We start from the raw sequence: 25082 nt of genomic DNA on the forward strand, positions 1-25082 counted from the left end.
CGCAATGCCTACGGCGGGCTACGCCTACGCTCCCATTGCATAATAATATTTAGGGAACAACCAATGCTTGGCGATGCCTGCGGCGGGCTTAACCTACGCCAAGGCATCTCTCAATCCAATCTAAAATCGCTTGGTTGACTTGTTCTGGACATTCATCATGGGGACAATGCCCTACATCCTCCAGATTCAGTACTTCTAATTTTTGATTGTATTGGGCAAATTGACTAGCCAGGGCTGGCGGCACAAATCGGTCTTTTTGTCCCCAAATTAAAAGCATGGGAATTGTTAAGGTTGGTAATACTGTCTTGACACTGGGACTAAAATTAATGCCGATCGCAGCTTTGAACAAAGCACTAAACGCCCTAGCCGAACCCCGGTCTTGGGGAGGGCCAGCTAAAATTTCGATCAGTTCATCGGTAATCGCCTCTGGGTTAGCGTAGGCCAAACTAGCCCAGCGACGCAGCACCCCAGGACGGCGCACGAAGTTAAACACAGGTTTAAGTATCAACGGCGAAGCGACAATATTTTTAATTGCTGTGACAAGTGGACGCAGCACAGCAGGAATAGCTTCTTGTTCTAATGACGGGTCGGGTAAACTCATCATCACCATACCCCGCACCATATCAGGGTGGGTAGCGGCTGCTGCCATAGAAATAAGTGAACCGTTGGAATTGCCTATTAATATTGCTGGTTGACGGATAAACGTTTTCCAAAAATCGTAAACCTGCTCAACCCAGAGTTCAATGCTGTAATTAGCTGCGGCTTTTTCAGAAGCGCCAAAACCCAGCATATCTATGGCGTAAACTGTGTGATGCTCACCTAACACCTCTAAATTGTGTCGCCAATGACCAATGGAAGCGCCAAAGCCATGTAATAGAATTAGGGGTGTTGTCTTGTGGTCATTTTGACTAGGGCGAATGTAAGTGTAGCGGGTTTGCCAGCCGCGCCAAATCCAATCCCTTTGATTACCAACCCGTTCCTGCCAGTGTACCGTAGTGGTCACACTTACCTCCGATTCATCAGTGTTGAAATCCTATTATAAGAATTGGGGATTGGGTATTCCCAGTCCCCAGTCCTTATGTCTTATTTACCTAACAAATTGAGGCATAATTTCGGCGGCGGTGAATATTCCATAGATGCCGCGTTGGTGCAGTTGTCTACCAGCTTTGAGATAACCAAAGGCTGGGCCGCAGACATTGGCTGCCATGCTGGTTTCATCTCCTAGGGTAAAGGTATGGGTAGAAATCTTGCCTTCAAAGGTACGTCCTGTTACCTTCACATTGGTGCTGAGAGGCTTTTTGGGATTGCGGGTATCGACTACACCACCAACTGTAACGCGATCGCGCCCCACTATCCCTGCTACTTCTAACATCACATCATCTGCGTGTTCCATATTTGTTAAGGTAAGCACGCCATTAGTTTTATCTAGCAGTGCTTCTACTTCCGCGTCAGTCATCGCCCTAGCAGCTTCCACTGTGTAACCAGGTATATGGCCGATGTCTTCCCGAACGGTGGCGCGGTAAGCTTCCCAGTTAGCAATTCCTACCCCAAAGGTAATTTCAACTTGATGAATTTCGGCGTAGCTTTGGGCGGCTAAAGCTGCGGCGGCTGTTAACAGTCCAGGCGTAGCACCACATCCTGTCATGTAGGTAATCCCGGCGGCTTGCAGTTCCTCTTTCATTGCCAGGAGTTGTTCTACAGCAGTAGTGCGTTTAATTGCATCTACTAATACCCCACGCCAACCAGATTTGATAAACTGCTTGGCGACAGTGGGAATAAAGTCATTTGGCAAGTTAGGTAAAGCTAAAAAATACCCATCTACAGGTTGAGCTATTTCGATTAAATCCTGAATACTTTGATTTGTTAATGTCCCAATTGGCTCTAAATAACCCACGGAACCCTGAGACTGATATGTTGCAATGGATTTTTCAGTATTTAAGCCCTCAGCAGCATAAGCGTAGCCTTTTTGATCTGCGGCTGCGACTAAAATCATTTCTTGTTTGCCAGCAACTACCTTGGCGGCTGCTTGTCCGAGTCCGCCAAAACCCAGTACTCCTACGCGTATAGCTGGCGAAATATTTAGAGAATTTTTGATTTGTTCAGAATTCATAGTCAATTCGTTAAGTTGAATCAAAAGCCTTGAGTATTCGGCATCTCAGCTTCCAGCTTGGAACTGGTGGCTGATGGCTGATAGCTCAAAGCTATAGAGATTAATTATGATTCATTATCCTCGATTCTTTAGCTTGATATTGCAGATATTTATCTCTAGCAACTGACAACCCAAAAGATGGCTTAAGCATACTGGCTAAACTTGATGCTCTTACAGAATAGAGTTTGTAGCGCGATGATGCAAGCACTCACCAGAAGCGATCGCTTAAAGTAGTGCATAAAGTTGTTGGCATTCTGAGCATTATGAAGCGCATTTGCACTATGGTTAATATTTTTACAATCACTTCATTATCTGCTTTTGTCTTTGCTAGCACCACTAGTTTATTGCTAGTGCAGACAGTCACAGCTAAACCAGTACAGACAAAAAAGCAAGTCAATCAACCAATACTATTTAACTCAAGATTACAAATATATCCTGCAAATAATAGCCTACCAGCAAGCCGCTTGATTACGATTGAAGGTGTTATCAAAAAGTCTAGTAAGATGCAAATCACAGAAGCAAAACTTACAACATACGAGGAATTTGCAGCCAAAACGGGAGAATACAAATCATCGATTTCTAACAACCGAATGGTGTGGATAGTGACTGGTTTTGTCCAGGGTGAGTTGAGAATGGCTAAAGGTAGAAGTGTCTGTACTGATAACGCTAAACTTGTGGAATTAACGGATGCAGAAACTGGCGATTCTTTTGGTAGAAGTATTTACTGTCCTCCAAACAACCAAATGAATTTCATGCCGTAAAGTTGACTTAAAATCAAAACAACTTCCCTTCAGGAGATTGACTTTTATGACATATATCTCCCCAAAAGCTCTCACATTTGAAGATTTTATCTCCCAATACCAAGACAATCCTCGCTATGAACTAGCAGATGGAGAACTAGTTGACATGGAACCTACCGGCCCTCACGAAACGGTGAGTGGTAAACTTGCAACCCAAATTGGCATCTACCTTGTTGCAGAACAACTCCCCTGGTTTATTCCTCGCACTTGTTTAATTTATCCCTTTGCAGATACAGCTACAACTCGTCGTCCTGATATTGTGGTTCTTGATGAAACCGTTCTCGATCGTGAACCCCTTTGGGAGCGAGAACCCGTAATTACTCTTGGACGCTCAATTAAATTGGTGGTGGAAGTCGTTAGTACCAACTGGGAAACCGACTATGCAAGGAAAGTTGAGGAATATGCGCTTTTAGGCATCCCTGAATATTGGATTGTAGATTATCGGGGATTGGGCGGTGTAGCATTTATTGGTAAACCTAAACAACCTACATTAACTATTTGTCAATTAGTTGAAGACACCTATATTCAACAACAATACCGACTAAATCAAGCAATTAATTCGCCACTGTTACCTGGGTTGCAACTTCGCTTAAATGATATTCTCCCTCGTTAAATGCATGAGAAAGTTGAGGTGCGGCGCTGAATAGCCCGTCGTAGACATCGCCAGCTTTAACCCTATCACCATAAGTGCGTAGATGTAAAGCGGCGAATCAAGAGACATCGCCTCTACGAGAGTTATGTATATAGCAATGCAATTTTGGCAGCGAGAAGCCGTAATTATGCGCTTGGCGATCGCCTTGATTAGGAAATGAAATAACCTGTAGAAATGCAATTCAGATTTTGGGAAACCCGATCAGAGAACTGGGGAATAGAGCTAACATTGATTTATATAGCTAGATAAGAGAATTTAAACATGTTGAATGCAGTAGAGTTTCAAGCAAAGATTCAAAATGGGTTAATTCAGATTCCTGATGAGTACAAACAAGAATTTGGAGAAGGAGATGATATTAAAGTAATTGTTTTGGTGCAGAAAAAATCATTTCCAAAAAAGGACATAATTGATGAGTTGACTGAAAATCCCGTTCAAGTGAATAGTGTACTCAGCCGTGAAGAAATTTACAGTCGCTAGTTATGACTGATAATACATATTTTATTGATACAAATGTTTGGCTCTATCGTTTATTTGATGACAAAAAGATAGAAGTGGCAGAAAGAGACAGAAAACGTAATATTGCTATTTCAATTACGTCAAATGAAGGAATCATTATCAGTACGCAGGTTGTGAATGAGGTTTCTGCTAATTTGCTGAAAAAAGCAGCTTTTAACGAAGAGCAAATCAAAGCTGTGATTCAGTCGCTTTATCGCCGTTGCACTGTGGTAGAGTTCAACTTAAATATTTTTGAATCTGCATCAGATATCCGCAGTCGATATAATTTCTCTTTTTGGGATGGTTTAATTGTTGCTTGTGCGCTGTCGGCAAGATCAAGTATTCTTTATTCTGAAGATATGCAGGATGGGTTAATAGTAGCTGGTCAATTAGAAATTGTGAATCCGTTTAAATTAAGGTAGAGAGGTTACTTGAGTTGCGATCGCCTTTACAAGTGAATATTCGCTCTGGCGATTGCCTGCTTTAACCCTATCACCAGAAGTGCGATCGCATGAAGCTAGAGTATGATTATTCGGGGTGCGATCGCCTGGTTGAACTCTATCACCAAAAGTGCGATCGCCTTTACAAGATTATGGTGTAATTCCCTACTTTAACCCTATCATCAGAAGTGCGATCGCCGAATAGCCCGTCGTAGACATCGCATGAAGCAAGAGTATGATTATTTTATTTATATACTTAAATCTGCAAGTTAACTTGATACGCCAGACGGCTACGAACATCTACGATATATTTTGTAAATCGGACATGATGCTTAACATACAATATATAGTGTTATGTCTTTTTAGTTCAAAATTTTAATAAACTACGAAGCCTTAAAAAATCACAAAGCCGATTGCAACACAACCGTATTTGATGGCTAAATCAATTGTTTCAACAAAACGGCTCGGCAACCAGTTAATCAACTGGTTGCTTGAAGAAGATCGACGAGAGAAGGAAGGGCCTTACCGCAAGGAAGAACCACATCGTCAACATTCTTGGTGGCGGGTGATGTGCTTGACTGGTGTAGATTATTTCTCCACCCTTGGCTATCAACCTGGGATTGCAGCACTGGCTGCGGGCGCTCTTTCTCCTGTAGCTACCCTGATTCTAGTTTTGCTGACGCTCTTTGGAGCATTGCCAATCTATCGGCGCATTGCTGCCGAAAGCCCTCATGGTGAAGGGTCGATCGCCATGTTAGAGCGTTTGCTCCCCTGGTGGCAAGGCAAATTACTTGTGCTGTGCTTACTAGGCTTTGTGGCAACCGACTTTATTATTACCATTACCTTGTCGGCTGCTGATGCCACAGCCCATGTCATCGAAAATCCACTGACACCACTTTGGCTGCACAATCAGACGATCGCAATCACTCTAATTTTAGTTGCATTACTTGGCGGAGTTTTCTTGAGAGGTTTCCGAGAAGCGATTGGTATTGCAGTAGTTTTGGTGGGAGCTTATTTACTGTTAAACTTCATTGTCGTTAACGTTGGTGCGTATCAAATTTTAACTCACCCAGAAGCGATCGCTAATTGGCAGACTGCACTTTTTACCCGCAATTCTAACCCTTTAATCCTCATCGGCATATCTCTCCTCATATTCCCCAAGCTAGCGCTGGGATTGTCTGGTTTTGAGACTGGTGTTACTGTTATGCCTCTAGTCAAAGGTAGCAACAACGACACTCTACACCATCCCAAGGGGCGGATTCGGAATACACGCAAGCTGCTGACCACTGCTGCTCTGATTATGAGCTTCTTTTTGCTTACCACTAGTTTTATAACCACTCTACTGATTCCAACCGCAGAATTTGCATCTGGGGGCAAAGCTAACGGACGGGCCCTTGCTTACCTAGCACATCAGCATTTGGGTGATGGTTTTGGCACAATTTACGATTTAAGTACTATTTCTATTTTGTGGTTTGCAGGTGCATCAGCAATGGCAGGGTTGCTGAATATTGTACCTCGCTACCTACCACGCTATGGCATGGCCCCCAATTGGGCACGAGCAACACGTCCTTTAGTGTTGGTCTACACAGCGATCGCTTTTGTTGTCACAATTATTTTCAGAGCAAACGTGGAAGCCCAAGGTGGGGCTTACGCAACTGGTGTACTGGTGTTAATCACCTCAGCCGCCTTTGCCGTAACTTTATCAGCCCACCGTCATAGCCAGAAACGGGCAAGACTTGTATTTGCCATCATCACACTGTTATTTTTATACACCACCATTGTCAATATCATCGAAAGACCAGAAGGGATTAGAATCGCTGGGTTTTTTATCGGCACGATCATTTTTACCTCCCTGGTTTCTCGTGTTTGGCGTTCAACAGAACTACGAGCAGACCGGATCGAAGTTGACGAACTTGCTGGTCAATTCCTTGCCGAAGAGAGCCAGGGAGCAATCCGACTGATTGCAAATCGGTTGAATAAGGGTGATGTTCTCGAGTATTTTTTAAAAGAGAAAGAGGTACGCGAGGATAACCATATTCCCCCCAACGATCCAATTCTTTTTTTAGAGATTCAGGTATCAGATGCTTCGGAATTTGCCGATATCATCAAAGTAAAAGGGGTGCAAGTTGGTGATTATCGCATCCTCCGGGCTGAGAGTGCCGCAGTACCCAATGCGATCGCAGCTTTACTACTCTATATTCGTGATCAAACAGGTAAGATTCCCCATGCTTACTTCGGTTGGGTTGAGGGAAACCCCATACAATACTTACTGCGTTTTATCTTGTTTGGTGAAGGTGACATTGCTGTAGTTACCCGTGAAGTACTCCGTCGGGCTGAAAAGGATCCGCATAAGCGTCCTGGGATTCATGTTGGGGGTTGAGATAGAGGCAAGGGGGCAGGGAGTAGGGGAGCAGGGGAGGCAGGGGAGGCAGGGGAGGCAGAAGGAGAATGACAAATGACAAAGGTGAGCATCTTGCCCGCCCATAGTCAAAGGCGGGCAAGATGCCCATCCCACAAAAATAGTAAAATCATCCCGCAAACATGCAAGGCCTATTTTTTGCAAGTTTCATCATCAAACTTTTCCCAAGGTACAAAATAGGGATGTGGTAAAATCCTGACGTAGATCATGATTCTAGGAGTATTCATAAAATAGATTTCTCTGTGATAACCTGCCAAATGTGGGGCTTAACTCTATCCCCTCCATTAATTCACGATGTCTCAGCAACAGCGCACCCTTTTAATTGTCGATGATTCCCCAGAAGATCGAGAACTCTATCGGCGGTATTTGCGGCGCGATCGCGAATATTCTTATACAATCTTTGAAGCAACCCTGGGACGTCAAGGACTAGAACTTTGGCAGCAACATCAGCCTGATGTTATTTTACTTGATTACCGACTCCCCGATCTCGACGGGCTGGAATTTCTCGCACAATTGCAACCCCTAAGCCAAGGGATATGCCTACCTGTAATTGTTGTAACGGGGCAGGGCAATGAGGCGATCGCAGTTCAGGCGATGAAAGCGGGCGCACAAGATTATCTTGTCAAAGAGCAAATTAGCCCAGAAGGGCTGCAAATAGCAGTCAATGGGGCAATTGAAACAGCGCGGCTACGCACCCAACTACAACAACGTATTGAAAGAGATTCCGTAATCTCATATATTACTCAGCAAATTCATCAATCGCTGAATTTGGATGAAATTCTCCAGACAACCGTAGCTGAAGTCCGGCGGTTTCTCCACACCGATCGCGTTCTGGTTTTTCAGTTAAAACCTGACGGGGATGGCACAGTAATCGCAGAATCAGTTGGGGCACAGTGGCGATCGCTGCTCTCATCTACTATCTATGATCCCTGCCTCGCTGAGAACTATCTGGCATGGAATCCACTGGAAACTGTCACCTACGATCCCGCCTTTGTTGAGAATTATATCCAACGCTATCGTCAGGGTTACGTAACGGCAATATTTGACATTCAGGATAGCAGTATCGATCCCTGTCATGTTGAATTGTTGGCTCAGTTTCAAGTAAAAGCTAATCTGGTAGTGCCGATTATTTACGATAACCACTTTTGGGGATTGCTAATTGCTCATAACTGTGAAACTCCTCGAAGGTGGCAACCCTTAGAGATTGACTTGCTCAAAGAACTAGCGATTCAAGTTAGCATTGCAATTCGCCAAGCGGAACTTTATCAGCAGGCACAGAATGAACTGACCGAGCGCAGACGGGTAGAAGCAGAATTACGGGAGAGTGAAGAACGTTTCCGGCAGATCGCAGAAAATATTGATGTAGTATTCTGGCTCAGAGAAGCGTCGGAAAATCGAGTCAGCTATGTCAGTCCTGCATACAAACACTTATGGGGATTGAACCCAGAGGAATTGTATCAAGGACAACAATCATGGATTGATCGTATTCACCCAGAAGATCGAGAATTGACAGACAGAGCGTTTCATGAAAAAGCTGTCGTCGGTCAATTTGATGAGGAATATCGGATTATTTTAGCCGATGGTAGTATTCGTTGGGTTCACGATCGCTGCTTTCCCCTGCGAGATGAAACAGGAGAGATTTATCGATTTGCTGGGATTGCCGAAGACATTAGCGAACGCAAACAGGCAGAGCAAGCTTTGCGAAACAGTGAAGAACGCCTGCAAATGGCTCTGGAAGGTTCTGGTGGCGGTCTATGGGATTGGAACATTATTACTAATGAAGATTATTTAAGTCCCAGATGGCTGGAAATGCTCGGATATGAAAAAGGAGAGTTACCGGATGACTTTAGCGGTTGGGAGCGACTAATTCATCCTGACGATAAAGTTTGGGTGATGGAACGGTTGAATGCCCATCTTCAGGACGATTCGGTGTCTTACAAATTTGAATATCAGATGTTAACCAAGTCTGGGGAGTGGAAATGGATTGCCAACCACGGAAAAGTAGTTTCGCGCGATCAACAGGGAAATCCCCTGCGAATGGCAGGTATTCATCATGATGTCACAGATCGCAAACAGGCAGAGCTTGCTTTGCGCCAGAGTGAAGAATTTAAAAACCGCATTTTAGATAGCAGTTCTGACTGCATCAAGGTATTAAGCCTAGAGGGGCGGCTCCTGTACATGAATACAGGTGGAATGTGTTTGATGGAAATTGACGACTTAGATTCCTATCTCAATACTGAATGGCTCTGTTTTTGGGAAAACAGCGATCGGCAACAGGCAGAACAGGCACTCGCTGCCGCTCAAATCGGCGAAATCAGCATTTTTTGCGGATACTGCCCAACCGTAAAAGGTACTCCCAAATGGTGGGAAGTGGTCGTTAGCCCGATTTTGGATGCTTCCGGGGAGATGGAACGAATCTTGTTGATTTCACGAGACATCACCGATCGCAAACAGGTAGAGAAGGCATTACGCCAAAGCGAGGAACGCTATCGCTGCTTGGCAGAATTAATCCCACAATTAGTGTGGACAGCCAACCCGGAAGGAGCGTTACTCGATGCCAATCAACGTTGGTTGGAATACACAGGGTTAACGCCAGAACAAGCCCAGACAAGGGGTTGGAAAGAGATTGTCCATCCAGACGATGTACTTATTATGGCTCAACAGTGGAGCGAGGCAGTACAACACAGTACTTCTTATCAAGCCCAAGGTCGAATGCGGCGGGCAGATGGTGTATATCGCTGGCATCTACACCAAGCAATTCCCCAAAAAGATCAGCAAGGTCAAATTGTCAAATGGTTTGGCAGTGCAACTGATATCGAAGCGCAAAAACAACTGGAGGCTGAACGCGATCGCTTATTCCAGTTAGAGCAAGCAGCCAGAGCAGAAGCAGAACGCGCCAATCGGATCAAAGATGAGTTTCTTGCCATTCTCTCCCACGAATTGCGATCGCCTCTCAACCCGATTCTCGGCTGGACAAAACTGCTGCAAACCCGCAAATTCAATGAAACCAAAACAGCCGAAGCCTTAGCCATCATCGAACGCAACGCGAAATTGCAAACTCAACTGATTGATGACTTGCTCGATGTGGCCAAAATTCTGCGGGGTAAACTCAGCATCAATGCCGCTCCTGTAAATCTGGCATTTGTGATTGAATCTGCAATTGACACAGTAAGTACAACGGCTGTTGCTAAATCAATTCTGTTGCATCCGGTACTGCGAATATTGGGACAAGTCTCTGGAGATTCTAACCGCCTTGCAACAGATCGTTTGGAATTTACTTTCCAACGCTATCAAGTTTACTCCCAAAGGGGGACGGGTAGAAATTCGATTAGAGCGAGTTGGGGATCAGGCACAAATTATCGTCAGTGACACTGGCAAAGGTATTAACCCTGACTTTCTCCCCTATATGTTTGAATCATTTCGTCAGGAAGATGTTTCAGTTACTCGCAAGTTTGGCGGATTAGGATTAGGGTTAGCGATCGTCCGCCAGTTGGTTGAGGCTCACGGGGGGGCTATCACAGCTAATAGTCCTGGCGAAGGGTTGGGGGCTACTTTTACAGTCCAGTTGCACTGCTGAATGTTCAATCGGAAATCAAGCAGACAAATGAGTTGTCACAACAAGCACTCAAACTCACGGGGATTCGAGTTCTTACAGTTGATGATGATGCCGATGCCCGTGAGCTATTAACAGTATTACTTACTGAATACGGAGCTACAGTCTTGACTGTTACTTCTGCGGCAGAAGTTTTAGCAAACCTAGAGTCCTTTCAACCCGATGTCTTAGTGAGTGATATTGGAATGCCCGAAGTTGATGGTTATACTCTGATCCAACAAATCCGCGCTTTAACTGCTGAAAAAGGCGGACAGATTCCCGCGATCGCTTTGACTGCTTATGCCAGAGTTGATGATTACGAGCAAGCCATTACCTGTGGCTATCAACGGCACGTTACCAAGCCCCTTAATCCAGAAGAGTTAGTTCAAGCTGTGGTGGCACTGGCACACAATAGACTTCTTGCATAAGTCGGGGAAAGGGGAAATTAAAAACCCTTAACCCTTACCCTTCCCCAAAACCAAACTTTGAGTTCAAAATGCAAAACCCCAGTAGTACTGGAACAGTCTTACTACCTCTCTACATTGTTTTTTGATGCTACGTCTCTGTAGACATCGCTCAATTTTAAACATTAGTTGTCAAAATTTGAACGTTTGTTGCTAATGTTCTTCCATATATAAGAAAGGCTTAAGTATTTGCTGCAAATGTATACTTAGTTGCTGCAAATGCTTAATACTTTGCAACAAATGCTCTTCCATGTATAAGAAAGGCTTAAGTATTTGCAGCAAATGTATAATTAATTGCTGCAAATGCTTAATGCTTTGCAGCTAATGCTCTTCCATGTATAAGAAACGTTTAAGCATTTGTAACAATCATTGTAATGAACTTATAAATCTATTTATTACCGGAAATTTAACTAAGACTTACGCACTCAGATCCCCCAACCCCATTAAAAAAAGGGCTTTAGAGGATGTTTGAAAAGTACTATTGTCGGTATCAAAAATTTTAGATCCCCCTAAATCCCCCTTAAAAAGGGGGACTTTGACTCCGGTTCCCCCCTTTTTTAAGGCTACCGTGTACACACAAGTCGAAAAAAGCTCGATTTTTCCATTCTTCTCTTGTTCTCATGTTCTGCATAGGAATGGCTTACCAGAGGCTAAAGATTGAGTCAGAGGCTCAATGAATGTATTCCCAGGCTTTGCTTGAGAACGAAGTACCTACAAGCGGAAAATCTAGTACTATGGGAGCAAAGCCTTCCCGGACGATGAGCTTAAAATAGGAAAGCGGTAAACTCAAAAGATAAGAAAATAGCAACTCCTCTTGCTATCAGTTAAGCTCAACTTTCGCTTCCCAATACTTGGGAAATTATATGCTACAGCTTGTATTGATTGTGTTTGTTGTTCTTTTAGGTTCAGCGCTTTGTTCTAGTGTAGAAACGGCCCTGTTCTCTGTTTCGACCCTAAGAGTCAGACAATTAGCACAATCAAATAACCGTTCAGTAGTAACACTTTTAGCGATTCGTGAAAACATGAATCGACCTATTGCGGCTATTGTAATCCTCAACAATACTTTCAATATCATTGGCAGTATTCTCACAGGTAGTGTTGCTACTCAAGTATTAGGAGATCAATGGCTTGGTGTATTTTCAGGAGTATTAACATTCTTGATTATCATCTTTGGTGAAATCATCCCCAAGACAATTGGAGAACGTTATTCTGAGCAAATTGCCATACTTGCGGCTTTACCTGTGGCTGGACTTGCTATTGCTTTCACTCCCTTAGTTTGGGTTCTAGAGAATGTTACTGCACCTTTTTCTAAAGGGCAAAAACGACCGACCACCAATGAGGCTGAAATAAAGCTGTTGGCGAAGATTGGGCATCAAGAGGGAATTATCGAAAGTGAGGAAGCAGAAATGATTCAGCGGGTGTTCAGATTAAATGATGTGACTGCATCTGATTTAATGACACCCCGAATCATGCTGACATATATCTACGGAGATATGACTCTTACTGAAGCGAAAGCCAACATTATTGCGTCCCAACACAACCGAATTATTGTAATAGATGGATCTCTTGATGAAGTCATTGGATATGCTTTAAAACAGAATTTACTGACAGCGATGGTTGAAGGAAGTAACAATCAAAAAATTGCTAGTCTGACTCGAAAAGTGAACTTTGTCCCTGAGATAATTAGGGCAGATAAACTGTTGAAAAACTTCATAGAAGCTCGTGAACATCTTGCAGTAGTGGTGGACGAATATGGAAGCATCGCTGGTGTTATCACTTTGGAAGATGTGCTTGAGGTGATAACTGGTGAAATTGTAGATGAAACTGATAGAACTGTTGACTTGCAAGAAATTGCCCGCAAGAAGCGAGAAAAAATGTTGCAGTCTATGAATGTTAACAATTAACCTTATAGCGGTTCTCGACAGGCGTGGGCTAGGGGGGATCTAGGCTTCATCTAGATTTGTAGGGGCGCAAGACCTTGCACCCCTACTACATCATGTTTTTTTTAGATAAGTGCAAAAAGGACATAAACTTTTTGATGGAAAACGAAGCATTAAAAAGTGGTTATGGCTAAATTTCTTTTTGTAACCGACCTAGATGATACCCTCGTACATCGCACCGTGGGCGATGATAGCGCTTTGCCAGAACTCAATCAACTGCTGAGTCAACATCGGCAAGAATATGGTACAAAAATTGTTTATTCTACCGGTGCGATCGCCTGTACTTTATAAAGAACTCCAAACTCAAAAAAATCTTTTGCAACCAGATGCCGTTGTCTTGTCTGTTGGTACAGAAATTTACCTTGATGGTACTGATACTGCTGACTCAGATTGGTCAGAAATCCTCTCTCCGGGATGGGATCGGGAAGCTGTATTATCTATTACTAAAAAATACCGTGGGTTAGTTCGGCAACCAGATTCAGAGCAGCGTCCCTTCAAAGTGAGTTTTTTTTTAGAACAAGAAACCTCTGTAAACCTTCTCTCACAACTTGAAGCAGAGTTGCAGAAATCTAAATTAAATGTAAAGTTAATCTACAGTAGCGGAATAGACCTTGACATTGTACCCCATAGCAGCGATAAAGGTCAGGCAATGCAGTTTTTACGCCAGAAGTGGAAATTTGCAGCAGAACAAACAGTTGTCTGTGGTGATTCAGGTAATGATATTGCTTTATTTGCTGTAGGCAACGAACGGGGAATCATTGTGGGGAATGCCCGAAAAGAGTTACTCCAATGGCACAATGAGCATCCCGCCGAACACCGCTACCTGGCTTCATGTTTTTGTGCAGGTGGAATTATTGAAGGCTTACATTATTTTGGTCTCTTGTAATGATTAGTTATTTAAAAGGTATAGTCGCTGGTATCCAAACAATTGGCGCTAGTCGCGTGATTCTGACTCTGGAAGTGAATGGCTTGGGGTATGATTTGCAAGTTCCCCAACGCCTAGCAAACCATTTACCAGAATCGGGAGGAGTAACACAAATTTTTACTCATCTGCAAATTCGCGAAGAAGTGCCCTTTCTTTATGGCTTTGCTTCACCAGCCGAACGCGATTTATTTCGCCACTTGCTGACTGTCACAGGTATTGGTGCAGCCTTAGCGATCGCACTCCTAGACACTCTGGAACTACCAGAGTTAGTCCAAGCAATTATCGCTGGCAACACACAAATGTTAATTCAGGCTCCCGGTGTCGGCAAAAAAATCGCTGAACGCATCTGTTTGGAACTCAAAAGCAAATTGGTCGAGTGGCGCAAATCAGCCGGGTTCTTCGTCGCCACAGGCGGCCCAGCACCAGGAATTCTCGAAGAAGTGCAAATGACCCTCTTTGCCTTGGGATACACTGCCCATGAGGTCAGTCACGCCTTATCATGTGGTCAGCGAAGACATCGGACTACCCAAAGATGCCTATGTCGAAGATTGGATTAAACAAGCGATCGCTCATCTCAGTAGCGAACAAGTTTAATTGTCATTGGGCATGGCGCATGGCGCATGGCGCATGGGTTATTCTCTTTGCCCCCTCATCCTTTTACATCCCCCTCATCTACTCAATGCCCAATGCCCAATGCCCAATGCCCAATGACTGATCCTTATGCTTGGCTAGAACAGTCCTTAGCAACAATTCATCGGGCAGACTGGTATCGTTCGGTACAACCTATCAATGGTCGTCCGGGTGCAACGGTGGTTTTAGCTGGGCAAGAGGTAATTAATTTTGCCAGCAATGACTATTTAGGGCTTGCGGGAGATCAGCGATTAATTGCGGCGGCGATCGCTGCGATCGCTGAATTTGGCACTGGTAGCACTGGTTCTAGATTACTCAGTGGGCATCGGGGATTACACAGGGAATTAGAGGAGGCGATCGCATCTACCAAACAAACAGAAGATGCCTTGGTATTTAGTTCCGGGTATCTAGCCAATTTGGGGGCAATTACCGCTCTTGTTGGTAAGCGTGATTTAATTTTCTCTGACCAATACAATCATTCCAGTCTGAAAAATGGGGCGATTCTTAGCGGTGCAGCATTTGTAGAATACCCACACTGTGATATTGCAGTATTAAAAACTCAGTTGAGTCAACAGCGACAAAACTACCGACGCTGTTTGATTCTTACTGATAGCGTCTTCAGCATGGATGGCGATTTATGTCCGTTGCCAGCACTGTTGGATCTCGCTGATGAATTTAACTGTATGCTGCTAGTCGATGAAGCTCATGCCACTGGAGTACTAGGAAAAACTGGCGCTGGATGTGTTGAACATTTTGGATGTACAGGAAAGCAATTAATTCAAGTTGGAACCTTGAGTAAAGCTTTGGGTAGTTTAGGTGGGTATGTGGCAGCAAGTAGCGCTCTAATTGACTTCTTGCGGAACCGCGCACCCACTTGGATTTACACCACTGGGCTTTCACCAGCAGACACAGCCGCAGCCTTAGCAGCAATCAAAATAGTGCAACAAGAACCACAACGCCGTGCTAATTTGTGGCAAAATGTACGTTACTTAAAAAATTTGCTCCAGCAACAGTTACCTAATTTAAAATTACTGCCTTCAGAATCACCTATACTATGTTTTCAATTGCCAAGTGCTACAGATGCCCTCAAAGCTGGAAAACAGCTAAGAAATGCCGGCATTTTTGCCCCAGCAATTCGTCCTCCCACAGTACCCACAAGTCGGATTAGAATATCTTTGATGGCAACTCATGAAGCAGTGCAGATTGAGAAATTAGTAGCAGTGCTGAAAGATATCTGTTAACTCGTGAAACAATTTTAGTTAGATTTACCCCAGCGTTAAAAGTCTGTCCTCTGAGGATGGCGGGGATATTGAGTGAAAATCCAGGCTTTGAGTATTTGCAAGAATGCTAACGTCTCGACCAATACATTAGGGACTTCCAATTAAAAATAATAATCAATCGCTGTGTAATACCAATTCACGAAAAGCCTGATACACATAGATTTATCGTAGGGGCATGGCATTGCCCATTGGTGTCAACTTAAGCTAAAAATAGCTTCTCGCTTTGCCTCCACACCCGCCTTGGAATCAATTCCAAGGCTAATAGTTAAAGTCTACTAAAGTAGACTCAAGATTTTTCGGATTATTTAGTCATCTTCAGATGACTTTCGCTATTAGCAAGGAACTTCAGTTCCTTGCGAGACATAGCTTTTACGTTAAGTTGACACCTATGGGCAAAGACAAGCCCTTACCAGCGTATTTGTATCATTATTAAAGTTAAATGGTATAAGTAAATGGGCGTAAATAAATATAATATGTTCCGTCATTGCGAGTGAAGCGAAGCAATCCCAGAGACTTTGCGATTGCTTCGCTTCACTCGCAATGACATCTTAATATTTAACAAACTTTGGGGGTTTAAGTCCCCAGCAAGACAGGCAGCCCGTTTTGTGTCGGAGTATAAATCCCCGTCACAAAACTTAATTGCGAATTGCGAATTGTTTTAATCATGCCTACTTACTTAGGCAGGGGAGCAGGGGAAAAAGAAAAATATCATTTGAATAAACTTAAGCGTAAGCTAAAAATAAAAGACTTGGGTGCTATGTCGATTCCAGGAATTTCTGAAGCAATAATACGCCATAATTCCAACGCTTCATCATACAGTCGTGGTGAAGAATATTATCGCAGGGGTGCGATACCTTCGGTGAGCTTCGCTAACGCTGATCTCAAAAAACGAGGTAATCTGATTCAAGCAGAGGTAGAAGGTGGCGAAATCACACCATATCGAGTCAGTATTCGTTTTGATGCAGGTGGAATCACCTCAGCTTGTTGTACTTGCCCTTATGATTATGATGGCTGGTGCAAACATATTGTTGCCACCTTATTAAGCTGTTCGCGTCAATCAGAGATCATTGAAGAACGTCCAACGCTAGAACAATTATTAAATCGCCTCGATATCCTTCAAACTCAGCGATTACTGCAAGAACTGGTGGAAAATAGACCGGAAATAATTGATGATATTGATGAGTTTGTCAGTTTGATAGACTTGCCAAAACCGCAAACAAAACAGTCTTCTACCCGTCAAAGCAAAATTGACACATCACCTTTTCGCTCTCATGTCAAGCGGATTTTGCGGGATGGATTGAAAGAATTAGAGTATGGTTCAGAAGAAGACCCATTTACAGATGATTTACTGGCTGTAATTGAGAAAGCGCGGGAGTTAGCAGAAAATGGAGATGGCAATAATGCGATCGCAATTCTCGAAACTATTACCGAAACTTATGCCCAAGAATGGGACGAGTTGCTAGATTACGGTGGAGACAGTTATTCCATTGCAGAACCTCTTGATAGCGCCTGGACAGAAGCAATTTTGTGTGCAGAAATGTCTACAGGAGAAATAGTAGATTTGCAGTTGATGTTGGAATCCTGGCAAGACGAAATCAGTGCAGACTTTAGTATGAGTTTAGAAGCATTGCGTCAAGGTTGGGATTATGAACCACTGCAAGAAATTATGCAAGGAGATGATAGCGCAGAACTTTGGGAAAATGAACGACCAAGCTATGCTGATGATTTAGCATTGATTCGCTTGCAAATTCTTGAACGTCAAAATCGTTACACAGAGTATTTAAATCTAGCTTTAGCAGAAGAAATGACTCTGCAATACCTGACGCAATTAGCAGCTTTGGGAAGAGTAGAAGAAGCCATGTCTGCGGCTAAAATTCTGATGGAAAAAGCAGAAGAGGGTTTTGCCTTGGCAAAAATATTGCGAGAAGATGGGTATTTGGTTGAAGCGTTAGAAATATGCCAAGCAGGTATCAATTTAACAGGTAACTGTTTATATGAATTTGCTACTTGGACAAGTGATTTAGCCCAAGGATTAGAAGATAATGCCACTGCGTTAACTGCCAGCATCATTGCTTTTAAAATCAGACCATCGTTTCGAGACTATGGTAAGATTCAAGACTATGCAGGAGAAACTTGGTTGACACTCAAACAAGATTTACTGCAAACACTACGAGATCAGCCAGATTGGGGAATACGAGAAGCTCAAGTTGATATTTTTCTACATGAGGGATTAATTGATGATGCAATTAAAACAGTAGAGAGAGATACTTACTATACTTCAGAATTGGTTCATCGAGTCATGGATGCAGCAGTTTCCCATCGTCCAAATTGGGTAATTGATAACGCTCGCAGACGGGCAGAACCAATTATGGAACAAGGGAAAGCTGACCGTTATGACGCTGCGGTTAGTTGGCTCAAAAAAGTCAAGGCTGCTTATATTCAACTAGGACAAAAAGCTGAATGGTCTGCTTATCGCTCAAAATTAGAAGCGGCTCATGGACGTAAACGCAAATTAATGGAATTATTTAAAGAACTGAATACATAATATGACTATTTTTGAGCCTAATTCCAAAATACAACAAGCACTACTCGCAAAGAAATATTTCGAGTTACACCCTTCCTTACAAAAAATTATCCAGTTATTTTCGGTAATTTATGCACCGATAGACAAAAATTCATTCGTAAGTTGTCTTAGTAAAATTGATGCTTTAGATGAAAACAATAAACCTTGGGTTACTAAAACCCTCAGTTCCCAAATTGATAAATTTTTAAAAGCAGGCTTGTTAATACAGGAAAACAGGCAAGGTGCTGAATGTCATCCGTTACTCACAGAAATTGCTACTCGCCACGCTGTACAAACCGGACAGTTTGAAATCCTGGTTACAGCAGTAGAGGAGAAGCTACCAATACGTACTCACTGGAACAGAGATTCTCGAATATTCTACAGCTTACGCCAGTGTATCAGAGAAATCCGCATTGGTATTTATCGTCAAGACCTTAGTTTTATTAATCAGCAAATTGAAGATTATCAGAAGTACGCTGATAGTGAAGAAAAAATAATAATAGAAAATATTTTTGAGCAAATATACAATAATCCATTTGATGCAGATTGGTTTAAGACCCTTCCACAAGCATTATATGAAAGTGGCATATCAAGTATCCTCTTCAATTCAGCCTTAAAATTATCCGCTTCTGAAGATGCGTTGATGCTGCTAGAAGAAGAATGCTCTACACCTGGAAAACATTGCTCAGATTATTTACATCTGATTTTGACAGAACAACTGTTGTTACAGGGTTGTACCCAAGAAGCACAAGAAAGTCTGGAGCGGATATCAAAAGAATATCAAAATAACGCTGCGATCGTTTGGGGTTGGTTAAATTTTCTGCGGGGTGATAATGAACAAGCCATCAAATATTATAAAGATGCCCTGAAAGCCATCAAAAAGGCTACAGGCAAACGGCAAATATATTTCAATACAATTGGGGGCTTATTTTTTATCCTTGCACTTTTAAAAGATGGTTCAGTGCAACGCCTCAAAGAAGCAGAAGAGTACACCAGTTTGATGTCCCGTCAATCAGATCATTGGCTCAGGTTCATTTATGGCAGACTGAAAATGGTACTGCAAGTCCACCAAGGTGATATTACTCAAAAACAATTTGTAGTCAGTGGTCATATTTCTTCCGTGGAAGAAGAAAATAGCTTACAAACATTGTTTTGTTCGCTATGCCTTTACTGGATGGATGCTGAGAGTGCTAAAAAACGCTTACCTAATTTACTAGAACCATTGTATCGGCGATCGCTCGCTTCCGGTTATCACTGGTTAGCAATGGAAACCGCAGAACTCCTATCTCGACTCAAACCAAGTAGTAACTATAAACAACTTGCAGAGGCACTGCGAGAAGATAGCAATATCCAAACCATCGTAGACTTAATTCGACCGCAAGAAGCTTGGGAAATGTGCCTCAATGCCCTGGCAAATCTCCAAAAAGAACCACAAACCCCAGGAAAACCAGAATCGGAACTGCGTTTAGCATGGTTCATAACCTTCTATCCCAGCAGATGTGTCTTACAACCAAAGGAACAAAAAGTTAATGCCAAAGGAGAATGGAGTAAAGGTCGCCCCATAGCCCTCAAGCGTCTAAGCAGTGCATTATCTGAGTTTGATTACATCACCCCCCAAGATATGCGGGTATGTAGTTGTATTGAGACATATAGTGATGGCTATTACGGCAAAGTTGATTATACCTTCGGTGAAAAAGCCATCTCTGCTTTAATTGGACACCCGTTAGTTTTTTGGGAAGATACACCCAATATCCGTGTAGAAATTGTCAAAGGAGAACCAGAACTACTGGTTAAAAAAGGGAAACAAGATCGTCTCACCTTGGAATTTTCTCCCAAATTACCAGAATCACAAAATATTCTGCATATTAAAGAGACTCCAACCCGCATCAAAGTCATTGAAATTACTGCCGAACACAGACGCATTGCGGAGATTATTGGTATAGATAATAAATTAAATGTGCCTGCGATCGCAGAGAAACAAGTTTTAGCAGCCATAAATGCCGTCTCTGGCATCGTTACCGTACATTCTGACATTGGTGGCGGTTCAGAAGGTGCAGAAGAAGTACCCGCCCAAACTCTACCCCATATTCATCTTTTACCTGCCAATGCCGGCTTGAAAATCAGCCTTTTGTCGCGTCCCTTTGCCCAAGGTGGCCCCTACTATCGTCCTGGTACAGGTGGTGAAACTGTAATTGCCGAGATTGACGGTAAACGTCTGCAAACTAGACGAAATCTGTCTGAAGAAAAGCAACTTGTCAAAGATGCTGTAGCCGCCTGCGCCACCTTGACTCAAACTGAAGAACAAGATGGTGAATGGATTATAGACAATCCAGAAGACTGTTTAGAACTGCTGCTAGAACTGCAAGCACTGGGAAATAAAGTAGTCATAGAATGGCCACAAGGAGAAAAACTGCGTGTTAGCCACAATGCCGACTTGAAAGACTTTAATTTATCAATTCAACGTCAGCAAGACTGGTTTGCAGCAACTGGGGAGTTGAAATTGAATAACGACCTAGTGCTAGATATGCAGCAGCTACTAGAACTATTGGAGAAAACCCCCAGCCGTTTTATCCCCCTTGGTGATGGTCAATTTTTGGCTTTAACTCAAGCTTTTCGGAAACGCCTCGACGAATTACGGATGTTTTCGGAAAAACATAGTAAAGGTATTCGTTTTCACCCCTTGGCAACATTAGGGTTAGAGGATTTTGTCGATGAGGTAGGTAAGGTAAAAGCAGATAAACATTGGAAGGCACATAGAGAGAGGCTTAAGGAGGTGCAAAACCTCCAGCCGGAACTGCCATCTACACTTCTTGCAGAACTACGAGACTACCAGATGGAGGGTTTTTGTTGGCTGGCGCGGCTAGCACATTGGGGTGTGGGCGCTTGTTTAGCAGACCAAATGGGACTGGGTAAGACCTTGCAAGCATTGGCTGTCATTCTCAGAAATGCCCATGAAGGCCCAACCCTAATTATTGCCCCCACTTCTGTGTGTATGAATTGGGTGAGTGAAGCGCAGAAGTTTGCCCCAACTCTCAATATTATTCAATTTTCTGGTGCTAACCGTCAAAAATTATTGGATGGTTTACAACCGTTGGATATGTTGGTATGCAGCTATGGTTTATTACAGCAGGAAGAAGTAGCGCAAATGCTTTCTAGTGTACAGTGGCAAACAATTGTCCTGGATGAAGCCCAGGCGATTAAAAATATGACCACTAAACGTTCTCAGGCAGCCATGAACCTAAAATCTAATTTTAAGTTGCTGACTACTGGGACTCCCATTGAAAATCACCTGGGTGAGTTATGGAATTTATTCCGTTTTATTAATCCTGGGTTATTGGGTTCTTTTGAAAGCTTCAATCAACGCTTTGCTACCCCCATTGAAAAATATCAAGATAAACTTGCACGTAATAAACTCAAGAAACTGATTCAACCATTTTTGTTGCGGCGGACAAAAAATCAAGTATTAGAAGAGTTGCCATCTCGTACCGAAATTTTGTTGCATGTAGAGTTAAGTCGAGAGGAAAAGGCATTCTATGAAGCGTTGCGCCGTCAGGCAATATCTAAACTTACCGAAACTGATGCCGAAGCAGGAAAGAAACATTTGCAAGTTTTGGCTGAGATTATGAAACTGCGTCGCGCTTGCTGTAATCCCAGCCTCGTTATGCCTGACACTGAATTACCCAGTTCCAAGTTACAACTTTTTGGTGAAGTGCTGGGTGAACTGCTGGAAAATCGTCATAAAGCGTTAGTGTTTAGTCAGTTTGTTGACCATTTGCACATTATCCGCGATTACCTCGAACAGCAAGGTATTAATTATCAATATCTAGATGGCAGTACTTCAGTAGTAGAGCGCAAAAAACGGGTAGATGCATTTCAAGCTGGTTCAGGAGATGTCTTTCTGATTAGTCTCAAGGCGGGCGGTACAGGACTGAATCTAACTGCGGCTGATTATGTGATTCATACAGACCCTTGGTGGAATCCCGCAGTGGAAGACCAAGCCTCAGACCGCGCCCATCGCATTGGGCAACAACGCCCTGTTACCATTTATCGTCTAGTAGCAAAGGATACTATAGAAGAAAAGATTGTGCAGTTGCACCACCACAAGCGAGATTTGGCAGACAGCCTATTGGAAGGTGCTGATATCAGTGGCAAAATTTCGACGGAAGTATTGTTACAGTTAATTAGCGAAGGTTAAGGCATTTACCAAGGTTTTTTTGACAAAAATCGCTCATTCAATAAGCTCCAAGTGCAAAATTCTACAATATTGCGATGCCTGCGGCGGTAAACTACGCTAATGCGAAAAAAAGGATAAAACTATCAAGATTTGGCAACTGCGATAGGTGATTTACTCCCCAATCAGCAGAGGGACGGTAGAATATACCTAATTTTCGTAGCTTCAAAAGCCAAACTATGACGATGCATTCCACACTCCAACGTGCATTTAATCACCGCCGCGTTCTGAAAGTGATCAGCGGTTTGAATAACTTCGACATCGCTAGCGTCGCTGCTACTGTCAAAGCTGCTGAATTTGGCGGTGCTACTTTTGTCGATATCGCTGCCGATCCTGCCTTAGTCCAGCTAGCTAAAAGTTTGACTAACTTACCAGTTTGTGTATCAGCAGTAGAACCAGAGAAATTTGTGCAAGCTGTGGCAGCTGGTGCTGATTTGATTGAAATCGGCAATTTCGATTCTTTCTATGCTCAAGGACGCCGCTTTGAGGCTTTGGAAGTGCTAGCACTGACTAAGCAAACCCGCGTTCTTTTCCCCGAAATTACTCTGTCTGTCACCGTTCCCCACATCCTGGAACTAGATCAACAAGTACAGTTAGCAGAAGAACTGGTGAAAGCTGGAGCAGACATTATTCAAACTGAAGGCGGTACTAGCAGTCAGCCAGTCCACCCCGGAACTTTAGGATTAATTGAAAAAGCTGCTCCCACCTTGGCAGCAGCTTTTGAAATTTCTCGTGTAGTCTCAGTACCTGTATTGTGTGCTTCAGGCATTTCTAACGTTACTGCACCATTAGCGATCGCAGCTGGTGCAGCTGGTGTTGGTGTTGGTTCTGCCATCAACCAACTCAATAGCGAAGTGGCAATGATTGCTGCTGTGCGTGGCTTAGTAGAAGCCTTAGCAACTGCAAACAACCGCGCGATCGCTTAGTTTTGAATGGGGAGTGGGAAGTGGGGAGTGGGGAGGGGGAGTGGTGAATATTAAAATTCCCTATTCCCTATTCCCTATTCCCTATTCCCTATTCCCTATTCCCTATTCCCTATTCCCTATTCCCTACTCCCTACTCCCCTCACCCCAAACAATCCTTCAACGCATAAATCACCCGGTCTTGCTGCTGTTGTGTCAGTTCTGGGAACATCGGCAAGGATATGACCTCATGGCAAGCTTGCTCTGCTATAGGTAAATCCCCAATTTGATAGCCCAGACTTTGATACACTGGCTGCAAATGTAAAGGGTGGGGATAGTAAATCATTGAACTTACACCCTGCTCTTGCAATTGACTACGCACCCAATCTCGATATTTGGCGCTAGAACCATTTCGCCCTTCGCCTGAGATGCGAACAGTGTATTGATTCCATACCCCAATACCCGCAGGTAATTCTTGGGGTGGGACGATCCCCGGAACTTGAGACAGGTACTGGTAGTAATAGTTGGCGATATCTCGTCGGCGATCATTCCAAATATCTAAATAACGTAGCTTAATCTGCAAAATAGCTGCTTGGAGAGCATCCAAACGGCTATTTACACCTATTTCTTCGTGTAAATATCGAATTTTACTACCATGTTCCCGTAGTATTCGCAGTTTAGTGGCGATCGCAGGGTCATTAGTCGTTATTGCTCCGCCATCGCCGCAACCACCAAGATTTTTGGTAGGGTAGAAACTAAAGCAACCAATATGTCCAATACTTCCTACTTTTTGATCAGCCCAAATTGCCCCTGTAGACTGAGCGCAATCTTCAATGATTGACAAATTGTGAGACTGAGCGATCGCCATCAATGATGTCATATCCACGGGTTGTCCAAATAGGTGAACCGGGATAATCGCTTTAGTTTTGGATGTAATCGCCGCCGCAACTTGCTCCACATCCAAATTAAACGTAGTCGCGTCAATATCAACAAAAACAGGCTTTGCACCCACGGCGCTAATCACTTCAGATGTCGCAATAAAGGTGAAAGGCGTTGTAATCACTTCATCGCCTGCACCAATGTCCAAGACTCGTAACGCTAAGTAGAGCGCATCAGTACCAGAATTACAAGCCACACATTCAGTAACAGTATTATAAGCGGCAAACTGTTGTTCAAAGCCTTGGACTAAGGGGCCGCCAATATAGCGGCCAGAAGCCAAAACCTCTAAGACGGCTGCACTTATTTCTGCTTCGATGGTGGTGTATTGCTGCTTGATATCAAAGGCAGGGATAGGATTTACACTTTGGATCATGAGTTCTCATTTTATCGGGAGATACAAAGGATGCACTTCGACAGTCAATTTTTGCTGATTGAATTGTTAATCAAAGAGGAGCTACTAAAAGACTATCGCCCAAAATACGCATCTTATTAGGGTTTTTACTTAAATTGTGAGACGGGAAACTACCGCAGGGTACTGGGGACAGGGAAAATATGTAAAAATTTGGCAGGGGTGAGAACAAATTCCATAATTTTTCGTTTGAAAACCCAATCCCTCATCCCCGTCCCCAGTCCCTTTTACTCCAGATCAAACACATCGGAT

17 protein-coding genes and 2 pseudogenes are annotated in these 25082 nt (G+C 43.3%); 16 read left to right on the forward strand and 3 right to left on the reverse strand.

Annotated features, from left to right (window positions below):
- Nucleotides 1–88: 88 nt before the first annotated feature.
- On the reverse strand, nt 89–1003 hold the full coding sequence (locus ANSO36C_RS30125; protein ID WP_251957749.1) for an alpha/beta fold hydrolase: 915 nt from the start codon (nt 1001–1003) through the stop codon (nt 89–91).
- Nucleotides 1004–1087: 84 nt separating this feature from the next.
- On the reverse strand, nt 1088–2110 hold the full coding sequence (bioU, locus tag ANSO36C_RS30130) for a (S)-8-amino-7-oxononanoate synthase BioU (RefSeq protein WP_251957750.1): 1023 nt from the start codon (nt 2108–2110) through the stop codon (nt 1088–1090).
- A 320-nt stretch (nt 2111–2430) separates the two neighbouring features.
- Here bioU and ANSO36C_RS30135 point away from each other — a divergent pair, with 320 nt between their 5' ends.
- The 16 genes and pseudogenes from ANSO36C_RS30135 to ANSO36C_RS30210 all read left to right on the forward strand — a co-directional run bounded on the left by ANSO36C_RS30135 (nt 2431) and on the right by ANSO36C_RS30210 (nt 23506).
- A complete protein-coding gene (locus ANSO36C_RS30135; RefSeq protein WP_251957751.1) occupies nt 2431–2910 on the forward strand; it encodes a hypothetical protein in 480 nt (159 codons plus the stop codon).
- Nucleotides 2911–2956: 46 nt separating this feature from the next.
- A complete protein-coding gene (locus ANSO36C_RS30140; protein ID WP_251957752.1) occupies nt 2957–3562 on the forward strand; it encodes a Uma2 family endonuclease in 606 nt (201 codons plus the stop codon).
- A 300-nt stretch (nt 3563–3862) separates the two neighbouring features.
- Complete coding sequence (locus ANSO36C_RS30145) at nt 3863–4078, forward strand: hypothetical protein (protein ID WP_251957753.1); 216 nt, start codon at nt 3863–3865, stop codon at nt 4076–4078.
- Between the two features lie 2 nt (nt 4079–4080).
- On the forward strand, nt 4081–4518 hold the full coding sequence (locus tag ANSO36C_RS30150; protein WP_251957754.1) for a PIN domain-containing protein: 438 nt from the start codon (nt 4081–4083) through the stop codon (nt 4516–4518).
- A 451-nt stretch (nt 4519–4969) separates the two neighbouring features.
- Nucleotides 4970–6916: an APC family permease gene (locus tag ANSO36C_RS30155; protein ID WP_251957755.1), complete on the forward strand. Its 1947-nt coding sequence runs from the start codon at nt 4970–4972 to the stop codon at nt 6914–6916.
- 333 nt (nt 6917–7249) lie between these two features.
- Nucleotides 7250–10324 carry a PAS domain-containing protein gene (locus tag ANSO36C_RS30160; RefSeq protein WP_251957756.1) on the forward strand — a complete coding sequence of 1025 codons (3075 nt, stop codon included), beginning with the start codon at nt 7250–7252 and terminating at the stop codon, nt 10322–10324.
- Nucleotides 10209–10532 (forward strand): sensor histidine kinase, encoded by a 324-nt coding sequence (locus ANSO36C_RS30165; protein ID WP_251957757.1) that lies wholly within the window; start codon nt 10209–10211, stop codon nt 10530–10532. The genes ANSO36C_RS30160 and ANSO36C_RS30165 overlap by 116 nt, the downstream gene beginning before the upstream one ends.
- Before the next feature lie 32 nt (nt 10533–10564).
- Nucleotides 10565–10975, forward strand: a complete 411-nt coding sequence (locus ANSO36C_RS30170) for a response regulator (RefSeq protein ID WP_251957758.1) — start codon at nt 10565–10567, stop codon at nt 10973–10975.
- 899 nt (nt 10976–11874) lie between these two features.
- A complete protein-coding gene (locus tag ANSO36C_RS30175) occupies nt 11875–12915 on the forward strand; it encodes a hemolysin family protein (RefSeq protein WP_251957759.1) in 1041 nt (346 codons plus the stop codon).
- 162 nt (nt 12916–13077) lie between these two features.
- Nucleotides 13078–13837: pseudogene (locus tag ANSO36C_RS30180) on the forward strand (sucrose-phosphate phosphatase).
- Nucleotides 13837–14470, forward strand: a pseudogene (gene ruvA, locus ANSO36C_RS30185) (Holliday junction branch migration protein RuvA). The pseudogenes ANSO36C_RS30180 and ruvA overlap by 1 nt, the downstream one beginning before the upstream one ends.
- Entirely contained in the window at nt 14409–14591 is a 183-nt protein-coding gene (locus ANSO36C_RS30190; RefSeq protein WP_251960498.1) for a hypothetical protein, read from the forward strand. Before ruvA ends, ANSO36C_RS30190 begins: the two are co-directional and overlap by 62 nt.
- Nucleotides 14584–15747: an 8-amino-7-oxononanoate synthase gene (bioF, locus tag ANSO36C_RS30195; protein WP_251957760.1), complete on the forward strand. Its 1164-nt coding sequence runs from the start codon at nt 14584–14586 to the stop codon at nt 15745–15747. Before ANSO36C_RS30190 ends, bioF begins: the two co-directional genes overlap by 8 nt.
- 796 nt (nt 15748–16543) lie before the next feature.
- Nucleotides 16544–18331 carry an SWIM zinc finger family protein gene (locus ANSO36C_RS30200; RefSeq protein ID WP_251960481.1) on the forward strand — a complete coding sequence of 596 codons (1788 nt, stop codon included), beginning with the start codon at nt 16544–16546 and terminating at the stop codon, nt 18329–18331.
- A gap of 1 nt (nt 18332) precedes the next feature.
- A complete protein-coding gene (locus ANSO36C_RS30205) occupies nt 18333–22544 on the forward strand; it encodes a DEAD/DEAH box helicase (RefSeq protein WP_251957761.1) in 4212 nt (1403 codons plus the stop codon).
- 215 nt (nt 22545–22759) lie between these two features.
- Nucleotides 22760–23506, forward strand: a complete 747-nt coding sequence (locus ANSO36C_RS30210; protein WP_251957762.1) for a DUF561 domain-containing protein — start codon at nt 22760–22762, stop codon at nt 23504–23506.
- Between the two features lie 139 nt (nt 23507–23645).
- Here the strand turns inward: ANSO36C_RS30210 and ANSO36C_RS30215 are convergent, their stop codons facing one another.
- Nucleotides 23646–24794: a DegT/DnrJ/EryC1/StrS family aminotransferase gene (locus ANSO36C_RS30215; protein ID WP_251957763.1), complete on the reverse strand. Its 1149-nt coding sequence runs from the start codon at nt 24792–24794 to the stop codon at nt 23646–23648.
- Nucleotides 24795–25082: the final 288 nt, after the last annotated feature.

Source organism: Nostoc cf. commune SO-36 (assembly GCF_023734775.1).
GTDB lineage: Bacteria > Cyanobacteriota > Cyanobacteriia > Cyanobacteriales > Nostocaceae > Nostoc > Nostoc commune_A.

What these genes read in the sequence shown, in the direction of transcription:
- bioU (WP_251957750.1), bottom strand. Translation starts at nt 2,110, where the DNA reads ATGAATTCTGAACAAATCAAAAATTCTCTAAATATTTCGCCAGCTATA.
- ANSO36C_RS30135 (WP_251957751.1), top strand. Translation starts at nt 2,431, where the DNA reads ATGGTTAATATTTTTACAATCACTTCATTATCTGCTTTTGTCTTTGCT.
- ANSO36C_RS30140 (WP_251957752.1), top strand. Translation starts at nt 2,957, where the DNA reads ATGACATATATCTCCCCAAAAGCTCTCACATTTGAAGATTTTATCTCC.
- ANSO36C_RS30145 (WP_251957753.1), top strand. Translation starts at nt 3,863, where the DNA reads ATGTTGAATGCAGTAGAGTTTCAAGCAAAGATTCAAAATGGGTTAATT.
- ANSO36C_RS30150 (WP_251957754.1), top strand. Translation starts at nt 4,081, where the DNA reads ATGACTGATAATACATATTTTATTGATACAAATGTTTGGCTCTATCGT.
- ANSO36C_RS30155 (WP_251957755.1), top strand. Translation starts at nt 4,970, where the DNA reads ATGGCTAAATCAATTGTTTCAACAAAACGGCTCGGCAACCAGTTAATC.
- ANSO36C_RS30160 (WP_251957756.1), top strand. Translation starts at nt 7,250, where the DNA reads ATGTCTCAGCAACAGCGCACCCTTTTAATTGTCGATGATTCCCCAGAA.
- ANSO36C_RS30175 (WP_251957759.1), top strand. Translation starts at nt 11,875, where the DNA reads ATGCTACAGCTTGTATTGATTGTGTTTGTTGTTCTTTTAGGTTCAGCG.
- ANSO36C_RS30190 (WP_251960498.1), top strand. Translation starts at nt 14,409, where the DNA reads ATGCCTATGTCGAAGATTGGATTAAACAAGCGATCGCTCATCTCAGTA.
- bioF (WP_251957760.1), top strand. Translation starts at nt 14,584, where the DNA reads ATGACTGATCCTTATGCTTGGCTAGAACAGTCCTTAGCAACAATTCAT.
- ANSO36C_RS30200 (WP_251960481.1), top strand. Translation starts at nt 16,544, where the DNA reads ATGTCGATTCCAGGAATTTCTGAAGCAATAATACGCCATAATTCCAAC.
- ANSO36C_RS30205 (WP_251957761.1), top strand. Translation starts at nt 18,333, where the DNA reads ATGACTATTTTTGAGCCTAATTCCAAAATACAACAAGCACTACTCGCA.
- ANSO36C_RS30210 (WP_251957762.1), top strand. Translation starts at nt 22,760, where the DNA reads ATGACGATGCATTCCACACTCCAACGTGCATTTAATCACCGCCGCGTT.
- ANSO36C_RS30215 (WP_251957763.1), bottom strand. Translation starts at nt 24,794, where the DNA reads ATGATCCAAAGTGTAAATCCTATCCCTGCCTTTGATATCAAGCAGCAA.